This is a genomic window from Aquipseudomonas alcaligenes NBRC 14159 (genome assembly GCF_000467105.1).
In the GTDB taxonomy this organism is placed as follows: Bacteria; Pseudomonadota; Gammaproteobacteria; order Pseudomonadales; family Pseudomonadaceae; genus Aquipseudomonas; species Aquipseudomonas alcaligenes.
On sequence record NZ_BATI01000009.1, the window covers coordinates 1 to 10,142 of the forward strand.

11 protein-coding genes are annotated in these 10,142 nt (G+C 61.4%); 7 read left to right on the forward strand and 4 right to left on the reverse strand.

Translation table 11 applies throughout. From position 1 onward, the window contains the following. Positions 1 to 400 precede the first annotated feature (400 nt). Both PA6_RS06445 and PA6_RS22425 read right to left on the reverse strand, forming a co-directional pair. On the reverse strand, positions 401 to 1,444 hold the full coding sequence (locus tag PA6_RS06445) for an IS110-like element ISKpn4 family transposase (protein WP_021700089.1): 1,044 nt from the start codon (positions 1,442 to 1,444) through the stop codon (positions 401 to 403). Between the two features lie 163 nt (positions 1,445 to 1,607). Next, positions 1,608 to 2,474 carry an AraC family transcriptional regulator gene (locus PA6_RS22425; protein ID WP_021700090.1) on the reverse strand — a complete coding sequence of 289 codons (867 nt, stop codon included), beginning with the start codon at positions 2,472 to 2,474 and terminating at the stop codon, positions 1,608 to 1,610. Between the two features lie 415 nt (positions 2,475 to 2,889). Here PA6_RS22425 and PA6_RS06455 point away from each other — a divergent pair, with 415 nt between their 5' ends. Next, entirely contained in the window at positions 2,890 to 3,750 is an 861-nt protein-coding gene (locus PA6_RS06455; protein ID WP_043216370.1) for a poly(ethylene terephthalate) hydrolase family protein, read from the forward strand. Between the two features lie 58 nt (positions 3,751 to 3,808). Here the strand turns inward: PA6_RS06455 and PA6_RS06460 are convergent, their stop codons facing one another. Further along, the gene (locus PA6_RS06460) at positions 3,809 to 5,014 is read right to left on the reverse strand and encodes a PilT/PilU family type 4a pilus ATPase (protein ID WP_021700092.1); all 1,206 of its coding nucleotides are present in this window, start codon (positions 5,012 to 5,014) and stop codon (positions 3,809 to 3,811) included. Between the two features lie 135 nt (positions 5,015 to 5,149). Between PA6_RS06460 and PA6_RS06465 the strand changes: the two genes are divergently transcribed. Next, on the forward strand, positions 5,150 to 5,428 hold the full coding sequence (locus PA6_RS06465; protein ID WP_021700093.1) for a peptidylprolyl isomerase: 279 nt from the start codon (positions 5,150 to 5,152) through the stop codon (positions 5,426 to 5,428). Between the two features lie 9 nt (positions 5,429 to 5,437). On the opposite strand, the gene PA6_RS06470 is transcribed toward PA6_RS06465, so the two are convergent. Continuing rightward, positions 5,438 to 5,878, reverse strand: a complete 441-nt coding sequence (locus PA6_RS06470; RefSeq protein WP_043216371.1) for a YqaA family protein — start codon at positions 5,876 to 5,878, stop codon at positions 5,438 to 5,440. Between the two features lie 235 nt (positions 5,879 to 6,113). Here PA6_RS06470 and sph point away from each other — a divergent pair, with 235 nt between their 5' ends. The 5 genes from sph (at position 6,114) to PA6_RS22715 (ending at position 10,135) form a co-directional block, all read left to right on the forward strand. Beyond that, positions 6,114 to 7,625, forward strand: coding sequence for a sphingomyelin phosphodiesterase (gene sph / locus PA6_RS06475; protein WP_021700095.1), 1,512 nt, complete (start codon positions 6,114 to 6,116; stop codon positions 7,623 to 7,625). 372 nt (positions 7,626 to 7,997) lie between these two features. Next, complete coding sequence (locus PA6_RS06480; protein WP_021700096.1) at positions 7,998 to 8,849, forward strand: hypothetical protein; 852 nt, start codon at positions 7,998 to 8,000, stop codon at positions 8,847 to 8,849. A 68-nt stretch (positions 8,850 to 8,917) separates the two neighbouring features. Continuing rightward, entirely contained in the window at positions 8,918 to 9,268 is a 351-nt protein-coding gene (locus tag PA6_RS06485; RefSeq protein WP_021700097.1) for a hypothetical protein, read from the forward strand. Beyond that, complete coding sequence (locus PA6_RS06490) at positions 9,269 to 9,505, forward strand: hypothetical protein (RefSeq protein WP_021700098.1); 237 nt, start codon at positions 9,269 to 9,271, stop codon at positions 9,503 to 9,505. It begins immediately after the preceding gene. A 54-nt stretch (positions 9,506 to 9,559) separates the two neighbouring features. After that, a complete protein-coding gene (locus tag PA6_RS22715; protein WP_021700099.1) occupies positions 9,560 to 10,135 on the forward strand; it encodes a DNA translocase FtsK in 576 nt (191 codons plus the stop codon). Positions 10,136 to 10,142 lie beyond the last annotated feature (7 nt).

Genomic DNA, 10,142 nt, shown 5'->3' on the forward strand with positions numbered 1-10,142 from the left:
TTTCCCTAGACACACCCTATTCATATTGCTATGCGTGGGAATGTTCGGAGTGGGGAGATATTTTGGCGTTGTAAAGCCAATACCGCACTACTGGAACCGAGTCAAAAACGCTCTTGGTTGAGCAAGCCCTAACAAGTGGCATATGGACTCTCCCCACAAGCAGTGAGGAAAGCTTTTTTCGATCCTGTCGTCAGCGCGGTTGCAGTCGCATATCCGGCCTTGCGTGGGCTAGTGCCCGGGCCATTCTGTAGTTCGCGCAGCGGGGGCCAAGCGTTCAAACGATCCCGAGGATCATGATTGTTATCGGCCTTGTTCCGCTGCAGGACTCGCCTGTTCCGACAGTCTCGCTTCTCACCACAACCGCAGGAAGATCACCTCGTCTTGCTGATTACCCCCGCCGTCAGGCGGGCCTGGCACTCTGCCAGTCGCCGCTGAAGCGGCGTTCATGACACCACACCGCCCAGCAGATCCTCACCAGTTTGTTCGCCAGGGCCACCGCGGCTTTGTTGTGGCCGATACGTTCGGCCGTTTGCAGAGCCCAGCGCTGCAGCTGGGTCAGGCGCTCGGGCGTTCGCGTCTGGCAGCGCTTGGCGGCCAGCAGCGCCGCGCGGGCGCCGTGGATCAGCAGGGTGCGCACGTAGGTGTTGCCTTTGCAGCTGATGCACCCGAGTCTGCGCCGTTCGCCGCTGCTGTATTCGTTGGGGGTCATGCCGAGCCAGGCGCTCAGGTGCCGGCCGCTGGCGAAGCGTTCGGGTTTGCCGACGGCAGTTTTCAGGGCGCTGGCGGTGAGCAGCCCGATACCGCTGACTTCGTCGAGTTTGTGCACGATGTCATCGTCGGCATGCCAGCGCGCCAGTTGTTCTTCGCTGTCGCGCATCGCCTGTTCGCACAGGCTGATTTCGCCCAGCACCATCTGCAGCGCGCCGCGCAGGGCGCAGACTTCGGGACGCTCGATCAGCTCGCAGGCCTGGCGTAGAAAGGCCTGGGTGCTACTCGGCGCCGTCACGCCCAGTTCGCGCAGGATGCCGCGCAGCAGGTTGATGTGCTGCACCCGGGTCTTTTTCCAGGCTTCGCGCAGGTTGTGCAGCTGCTGCACTTGCTGCTGCTCATGACTTTTCACCGGCACCGGGTGCATGTCGGCACAACGCGCCGCTTCGAGGATGGCATCGCAGTCGTTGCGGTCGGTCTTGTTGCGCCGGCGATACGGCCGCACGTAGCGCGGGTGCAACAGCACCACCCGATGACCCTGAACCTGCGCCACCCGCCCCCAGTAATGCGCCGTACCGCAGGCTTCCATCACCCACTCGACAGGCTCCGGTTGCTCCTGTACATATCGCCGGAATGCCTCCGGATCGAGCCGTCTGCGACGATCCACCCGGCCGACATGGATACTTTCGGCAACCTGGTAAACGGACTTGGCCAAATCGACTGCTATGCGCTTCATTGCCACTCTCCCAGCAAACAGACACCTCGGTCTTATAGAAGAAACGCGGTGCGGGGAGAGTCCATTACAGCCTTCAAGCCGCTCGCTTCGCTCACTCGGGACCGGCTAAAGCCGGCCCCCTAACCAAACGTTATGTTCAAGCGCAAGAGATCGCTCACCACCATCAAACCGGGCTTCTTAACCGCACTGTAGTTACCGGCAGAAGTCGATGACATGGCGAATCGCCTGCGTCGCGTTCGGCAGGCGTGATGTAGCGGACATGTGTCTTGTGCGAGAAGGCGTAGGAATGATGGACGCCGAAGAACCCGCTGTAGCAGCGGGACAGATGTGCCGCATCGCTGAATCCCGCAAGCCTGATTGCCTCCGCGACGGGAACCCCAGCCAGGCTGAGCCTGACGAAATCGAGCAGTCGGTACCAGAGCCGGTGCCGGCGTAGCGGTACCCCCACCTGCAGGGCGAATAGCTTGGTCAGCCCGGACTCGGAGAGCCCCACCTCTGCTGCCAACGCGCCGACCGATGTGTTGAGCGCAGCATTGCCACGCAGGCGCTCGACCACTCGAACCACCCTTAGGTCGACCTGGGGCAGCGCCGCGCCAGCGCCCCGATAGATCATGGTCTCGACACGCTGCTGGGCCTCGGTGTGGCCCGGCGCGTCGTCACGCAGGTTGGTCAGGGTCTCCACCAGGTAGCGAGCCTGTCGGTGGTGATAGTGAATGCCCTGGCAGGTCGCCGCCATCTGTCGGCGCAACACTGCGAAGTCGGGCCTGGCCGCGTCCAGATAGCAGGCCGCCAGCACGGCGTCGCGGTTGTCGATGGCAATGCGGCTGCCTGCGGGAATCAGAACGCTGGCGCTGCTGAGCCACAACTCATCTCCCGGCGTGCGAAAGCGCACCTCCCCCTCCAGACAGACAAGCAAGGACGCCGCTCCCGAATGCAGGTCGCGGATAGGTAGGCGGCCGCGCCCCAGATACAGGTAGCGTCGGTTCGAGACATACACCAGTGCAGGCAATGAGTTTCGCTCGACGGGCATTCGAGAGTGCTCTTTTAACGAGTAGAAACATGCGACCAGATTCCAGATGGCAAGTTTGTTTTATTACTGAAAGCTGTCAACGAGACGATTACCGGACACTCTTGCAACACATATAAATGCAGCCTAAAGAGTGACAAACAGAGCTGCACTAATACTCAGGAGCTACACAGCTCTACTGACGCGCGCCATCCCTAGGCACCGAGGCAACCAGCGCACATACGACACAGCGCCATCAATTTCTCAACACTGCATTTCTTGTATGAATCGGGACGACTCGATTGTTGTTGCGCAACTTCCTCGTTGTTAGTTTCCAGCCGCGCTTGCAAATAAGCCGAAACCAATCGTCATGACGTAACAACAAAACCAACGAGGTAATGACATGGGAATCAAAGTAACGACTGCCAAGGCAATAGTGATGGCCGCCACGCTATTGGCGAGCACTTATGCCTTTTCCGCCCCCGGCCCCTCCGCGCCCTGCAGCAACTGCACCCGGGGCCCGGCACCAACGGCTAACGCGCTGAAGGCCTCAACCGGCCCCTTCAGCACGGCCAGGTTCTCGGTGTCCGGCTTCCTCAAGGGCTTCGGCGACAGCACCGTGTACTACCCGACCAACACCACCGGGAAAATGGGCGCCATCGCCGTCATCCCCGGCTATCTCTCCTATGAGAGCAGCATCGAATGGTGGGGCCCGCGCCTCGCCTCCCACGGTTTCGTGGTGATGACCATGAACACCGAGACCATCTACGACCAGCCGGACAGCCGCGCGAGCCAGCTCAGCGAGGCGCTGGACTACCTGATCGCCCAGAGCAAAAGCTCCTCCAGCCCGCTCTACAACAAGATCGACAGCACCCGCCTGGGCGCCATCGGCTGGTCCATGGGCGGCGGCGGCTCGCTCAAGCTGTCCACCCAGCGCTCGATCAACGCCATCATTCCCCAGGCTCCCTGGTACTTCGGCAGCAACAGCTTCAACACCATCAAGACTCCGGCGCTGATCCTTGCCTGCAGCGCCGACACCGTCGCTCCGGTCGCCGCGCATGCATCGCCGTTCTACAATCGGATCCCGGCCAGCACGCCGAAGGCCTTCCTGGAGATCTACGGCGGTTCGCATTTCTGCGCGAACTCCGGCTATCCCAACGAAGACCTGCTGGGCATGTACGGCATCGCCTGGATGAAGCGCTTCATCGATTTCGATAGCCGCTACAGCCAGTTCCTCTGCGGCCCGAACCATGAGGGCGACCTGGCCATCTCCGAGTATCGTGAGAACTGCCCGTACTGATCCTCGCCCATGAAAAAGGGCAGACCTAGGTCTGCCCTTTTTTATTGCCCTGCAGCCGTCAAAGACCCTGGCGCCCCGGGTCCTCCGGTGGGGCCTCTTCCTCGATATCTTCCAGCTTGAGCTCCATTGCCCAGTTGGCTGGCGCTGCGGCCGGTACGGCCTCGGGAGTAGGAGTTGGTGCGGCAGCCTGCGGGGCGGCGGGGTTGTCCTTGTACAGCTTAAGCTTGAGGCGCACGTTGTTGGCTGAGTCGGCGTTCTTCACTGCCTCCTCCTCGTCGATGACGCCTTCATGGACGAGGTCGATCAGCGCCTGGTCGAAGGTCTGCATACCTAGGTTCTTCGACTTCTCCATGATCTCCTTGAGCTCGGAAAACTCGTTGCGCTTGATCAGGTCGCGCACGGTCGGCGTGCCGAGCATCACCTCCACGGCGGCGCGGCGCTTGCCATCGACGGTCTTGACCAGGCGTTGGGAGACGAAGGCGCGCAGGTTGTTGCCGAGGTCGTTGAGCAGCTGCGGGCGGCGCTCTTCGGGGAAGAAGTTGATGATGCGGTCCAGCGCCTGGTTGGCGTTGTTGGCATGCAGGGTGGAGATCGCCAGGTGGCCGGTGTCAGCGAAGGCCAGGGCGTGCTCCATGGTTTCGCGGTCGCGGATCTCGCCGATCAGGATCACGTCCGGCGCCTGGCGCAGGGTGTTCTTCAACGCAGCGTGGAAGCTGCGCGTGTCCACGCCGACTTCGCGCTGGTTGATGATCGACTTCTTGTGCCGGTGTACGTACTCCACCGGGTCCTCGATGGTGATGATGTGGCCGCCGCTGTTGCGGTTGCGGTAATCGATCAGCGCCGCCAGGGAGGTCGACTTGCCCGAGCCGGTACCACCGACGAACAGCACCAGGCCGCGCTTCTCCATCACCGTCTGCAGCAGCACCTCGGGCAGCTTGAGGTCCTCGAACTTGGGAATGTCCATCTTGATGTTGCGCGCGACGATGGACACCTCATTGCGCTGCTTGAAGATGTTGATGCGGAAGCGGCCGACATTGGGCACCGAGATGGCCAGGTTCATCTCCAGCTCCTTCTCGAACTCGGCGCGCTGCTCGGCGTCCATCACACTATTGGCGATGGCGGCGACGTCACCCGGCTTGAGCGGCTCCTGGCTGAGTGGCTTGAGCACGCCGTTGAACTTGGCGCAGGGCGGTGCCCCGGTGGACAGGTAGAGGTCGGATCCGTCCTGGCTGGACAGGATTTTCAGCATCTGGGAAAGGTCCATCGCACGCGCTTCCATCTGGGTGGAGTTAACAAGGTAGGCCAGCTTTGCCCGGCCGATCAGCCTGAAAAATGGCGCCATTCTGATGGCGCAACGAATGCTGGCACAATAGCGCCATCGCAAAATGAGGACCCCGTCATGCCCAAAGCCATGGCCCGCCACATCCTGGTGAAAACCGAAGCCGAAGCCGCCGCCCTGAAAAAACGTATCGCCGCCGGCGAAGCCTTCGATGTGCTGGCAAAGAAGTACTCCACCTGCCCCTCCGGCAAGAAAGGAGGCGACCTGGGCGAGGTGCGCCCGGGGCAGATGGTGCGCGCCGTGGACCAGGTGATCTTCAAGAAGCCCCTGCGCGAGGTGCACGGCCCGGTGAAGACCCAGTTCGGCTACCACCTGATCCAGGTGTTCTACCGCGAGTGATCCCGCGGCTTAGCCGGCCCAGCCGAGGGTGATGGCCGCCAGCACCAGGTAGCGGCCGGTCTTGGCCAGGGTCACCAGCAGCAGGAAGCTCCACCAGGGCTCGCGCATCACCCCAGCCATCAGCGTCAGCGGATCGCCGATCACCGGCACCCAGCTCAGCAACAGCGACCAGCGCCCATAGCGCCGATAGGTGTGTTTGGCCTGCTCCAGGCGTTGCGCGCTCACCGGGAACCAGCGGCGCTCATGAAAGCGCTCGATGCCACGGCCCAGCGCCGCATTCAGCACCGAGCCCAGCACATTGCCGACACTGGCCACCACCACCAGCACGGCCGCAGGCTGAGCGCCGCCCAGCAACAGGCCGACCAGCAGCGCCTCCGACTGCAGGGGCAGCAGGCTGGCGGCACCGAAGGCAGAGAGAAACAGGCCGAGGTAGACGGAAAAGTCGAACACAGGTGCCATCCGGCAAAGGTCGGGCCTGCGTTATAGCCTGTTCCGCCGCGCAGGCGAAGCCCGCACCTGGCCTAGTCCAATCCGCCTGCATGCCGCCATGGCTCTGTCATGGGCCTATCCGTGCTGCCTTGCAAAACTGTAACAGTGCTCCAGGATTCTTCTGGCGTCTGGTCTATTCCACAGACCGGGAATGCCCACCACAAGAGGCCGTCAAGGCCACCCAGGAGCCTTCAGGATGAAGTTCACCCCGCTCGCCTGCTGCACCCTCGCCCTACTCCCCTTCGCCATGCCGGCCCCGGCGGCCGCCAGTGACCAGTTCAAGCTGCTGGCCCACAACGTGTTCTTCCTGCCCAGCACGCTCAAGCCGGGCTGGGGCCAGGAGACCCGCGCTCGGCTGATCGCCCAGGCCGATTACATGAAGGGTCAGGACGCGGTGATCCTCAACGAGCTGTTCGATAACCCGGCGGCGGCCATCCTGCTCGACGGCCTGAAGCACGAGTACCCGCACCAGACGCCGGTTCTCGGCCGCTCGCGCAACGGCTGGGACGCGACCCTGGGGGCTTACGCCGAGACCACGCCGGAAGACGGCGGCGTGGCCATCGTCAGCCGCTGGCCCATCGTCGAGCGCATCCAGTACGTCTACGCCCAGGGCTGCGGTGCCGACTACCTGTCCAACAAGGGCTTCGTCTACGTCCGCCTGGATCGCAACGGCCAGCCGCTGCACGTGATCGGCACGCATGCCCAGGCCGCCGACACCGGCTGCCCGGATGGCAAGGGCACGGCCGTGCGCGCCAGCCAGTTCGACGAGATGCGCACCTTCATCGAGGCCAAGGGCATCGCGCCGGACCAGATCCTGTTCATCGGCGGCGACTTCAACGTGATCCGCGACAGCGCCGAATACCGCGACCTGCTCGAACGCCTGCAGGTGAATGCCCCGGACAGCTACGCCGGCAGCGACACCACCTTCGACACGCGGCGCAACGGCATCGCCCACTACCAGTACCCGAACCACGCGCCCGAGTACCTGGACTACATCTTTGTCTCGCGCAATCACGCTCAACCGCCGTTCTGGCACAACCAGGCGCTGGATACCCCCTCGCCACGCTGGAGCGTCAACCTGGCAGGCGCCACCTGGCAGTTCCAGGACTACTCCGACCACTCGCCGGTGGCCGCCTTCACCCGCGCCGACGCCGCCACCCCGACCCGCGCGGCCAAACCGACGGCCAACCGCTATGGCCAGGTCACCCTGCGCAGCAAGAGCAATGGCAAGACCCTGCGCACCGGCGCCAGCAAGGCCAACGACTGGCTGCGCGTCAACGGCAACGGCAGTGAGCCGGAAAGCCTGTTCAGCCTGCGCAACTGGCACTACCCGGTGAGCTTCTGCATCCGCAGCGGCGACTACCTGGAAATCGAGTCCGTGCGCCATCCCGGTCACTGGCTGAACTGGTGGCTGGGCGGTGGTGGCGGCAACTATGCCTACTACCCCAAGGCGGGCGACTCCTCCAACCAGTTGCGCATCGAGCTGCCGAACAAGCCCGACGGCTGCCTGGCCGACGGCGATCTGGTGCGCCTGCTGGACCGCGACACGGTGCGCGGCAGCGACTATTACCTGCTGCGCTGGCCCTCCGGCAGCTGGAAGGACCACCTCTACTTGTGGACCGGCAACCCCGCCGAGGCCGAGCAGTTCCGCGTGCAGCTTAAGCAACCGGCCGAGTATGCCGACTGGAGCGACCAGCTGCGCTACTGAGACACCCCGGCCGATCGGATACGATCGGCCGGCCGGCCAACGGACGAATCACGGCTGCCTTGCCTGGCGGAAACCGCTACAATCGCGCCCTTTTGCGCGCAAGCGCCCGCCTTTCAGGAATTCCGCCGTGATCTCCACCGCCAACATCACCATGCAGTTTTTCATGGTGTTTCTTGGTGGCTCCTGCGTGGATTTATAAGGCCTCCGGCCCACTCGCCCCACCAGAAACACCCCGCAAAACGCAGCTTTGCCCCAAAAAATGCCCCAAGCTGCTGCCCCTCCTCGCCCGTTCTGGGCAGCTCTCCACTCTCGCCTCCCACGCTCACGACCAGCTACTCTGCAGCATCCTCATTGCCTGCCCAGGATGGCCCCATGCACGACCTGCGATTCAGTCGAACGTTTTCCCTGCTGCAACAAGAAGGACACCTAGCCAGAACGTCTCTATTGTCAGGAATTGATTTGCTTTTAAAGGCGAACCTCGACGAGAAGAACGTTGGAAAGTTCTACTCGGCATTCTTCCAACTCACAATTGGAATCGAGCGAATACTAAAGCTCGTCGTGATCACCAATCACATGCTCGAAAACAGTTACAAGCCCCCAACTGATGACGAACTGAAAAAGAAGTACGGACACAATATCAAGGCGACCTATTTTCATGCGCTATCTGTGCATGACAAATGGGCACATCAGAAAGCCTCTACCCCAGCGACTGGAAGCATTGAAGAAAAGATACTGGACTTTCTTCAAGACTTTGCAAACAAGGCTCGCTACTACAACCTGCGGGAGCTGAGTAACACCACAGCAGCCCGCGGCCCTCTGGGTGACTGGTACTCAATCTGCAAGAAGATCGCCGGAACAGAGATAGGGCATGTGAAGCTAAACAAGCATGCTGAGCGCCTTATGCACCAAATGGATCAAGCCGGGATGGTTGGTTACTCCCCGAGATTTGATTTTGACGGGCACCCAATGACGCTATTCGACGACTATTGGAGGATGCACTTAATCCAGATGTCCGCCCCACATCTGGTTTGGAAACTCGTCCAGCTCATTACCCCACTATATAACTCCCTGAGATATATCACTTATGAAGCAATGAACTACGAGGACACCGAGCAATTCAAGCTGCCGGTCATTCCCCACCTGTATGAGTTCTTTGTTTTCGCGCTGGCAACGAAGTCTGACACTCTGCGGAGAAAGTCATGGACTCGTATTTTCCTTGATTAACTAGGCCCTGGCAGATGGCCATGATCCGCCCTATTCTCAGCAGCTCCACCACCAGCAAGGAGCACCCCATGAAACGAATCCTCGCCGGCCTGGCCATCTGCTTCGCGACCGCCACGCCCGCCTTTGCCGCCTGTTACGGCTCCGACAGCTTCAGCACCTGCACCGATAACGCCGGCAACACCTACAACGTCCAGCGCTTCGGCAACACTACGAACGTGCAGGGGTACGGCGCCAACGGCTCGACCTGGAACCAGACCAGCAACACCATCGGCAACACGACTTACCACAACGGGACCGCGGCCGACGGCGGGAGCTGGAACGGCACCAGCACCAACATCGGCGGCACCACTTACAACAGCGGCACCGACTCGGATGGCAACGCCTACCAGTCGACGTGCAACCAATTCGGCTGCTACTGAATGACCTTGATCGACTTCGGGGCCGGGGTAACCGGCCTCCTGTTTCTGGGCGGCCTGGTGATGGGCCAGATGCCCAGACACTGGCAGACCACCCGCGGCTGGCTGCTGATCAGCCTGGCCGGAATCCCCCTCTTCTGCATGGCCATCGCCATCATGGTGAAGGTGCCGATTCTCCTGTTCGGCGTCATGGCCATGGTCTGCTTCCATGCAGGCCGCAGCAGCCGCTGGGGGCGCTAGTTCTCACCCGAGCGCTCACGGATTACTATCGAGGCCTAATCCAAGGAGGGAAGTATGTCTTGGTGGAAAAACCTCTTTTCAGCGCCCGCCCTGGTGGTGCCTCCCCTCAGCCCAAACGATGATCCGCTCTACCGCGATGCGGCTATCTACGTGATCGCGTCAGGAAGATGCAGCGCTATCGCGATTCAGAGACAGCTCTCTGTCGGATACAACAGAGCATGCTCCTTGATTGAAGCGCTCGAGGCCGACCTCATCGTTTCTGAACTTCATTCAGATGGAACGAGGCGCCTCATCACGGAGGGGGAGCGAGCAGAGCTGCGGCTTCGACCCTCGAAGGCAGAGCTAGCCCAACAAGCAGAAGCTGCAAGGCAGGCAGACCGCTACAGCTACCTTTTCGGGAAGTACCTCGACGAGGACATTGCTCGCCGCATCATCACTCAAACCGTGTGGGAAGGCATGACAGCCGGTCAAGTGCATGATGCGTTTGGGGAGCCTGAAGCCATCGACCAGAAGTATCTGAAAAGAACCTCGCGTGAAGTCTGGAAGTACCATGCGATGGGGGCAAATAGGTATGCCTCTAAGATCATCTTGGAAAATGGATTGGTCGTAGGCTGGGACTTCAAAGGCTGATTGAAGC

Coding starts and splice junctions, on each gene's coding strand:
- PA6_RS06445 (WP_021700089.1), bottom strand. CDS start 1,444: ATGAAGCGCATAGCAGTCGATTTGGCCAAGTCCGTTTACCAGGTTGCC.
- PA6_RS22425 (WP_021700090.1), bottom strand. CDS start 2,474: ATGCCCGTCGAGCGAAACTCATTGCCTGCACTGGTGTATGTCTCGAAC.
- PA6_RS06455 (WP_043216370.1), top strand. CDS start 2,890: ATGGCCGCCACGCTATTGGCGAGCACTTATGCCTTTTCCGCCCCCGGC.
- PA6_RS06460 (WP_021700092.1), bottom strand. CDS start 5,014: ATGGACCTTTCCCAGATGCTGAAAATCCTGTCCAGCCAGGACGGATCC.
- PA6_RS06465 (WP_021700093.1), top strand. CDS start 5,150: ATGCCCAAAGCCATGGCCCGCCACATCCTGGTGAAAACCGAAGCCGAA.
- sph (WP_021700095.1), top strand. CDS start 6,114: ATGAAGTTCACCCCGCTCGCCTGCTGCACCCTCGCCCTACTCCCCTTC.
- PA6_RS06480 (WP_021700096.1), top strand. CDS start 7,998: ATGCACGACCTGCGATTCAGTCGAACGTTTTCCCTGCTGCAACAAGAA.
- PA6_RS06485 (WP_021700097.1), top strand. CDS start 8,918: ATGAAACGAATCCTCGCCGGCCTGGCCATCTGCTTCGCGACCGCCACG.
- PA6_RS06490 (WP_021700098.1), top strand. CDS start 9,269: ATGACCTTGATCGACTTCGGGGCCGGGGTAACCGGCCTCCTGTTTCTG.
- PA6_RS22715 (WP_021700099.1), top strand. CDS start 9,560: ATGTCTTGGTGGAAAAACCTCTTTTCAGCGCCCGCCCTGGTGGTGCCT.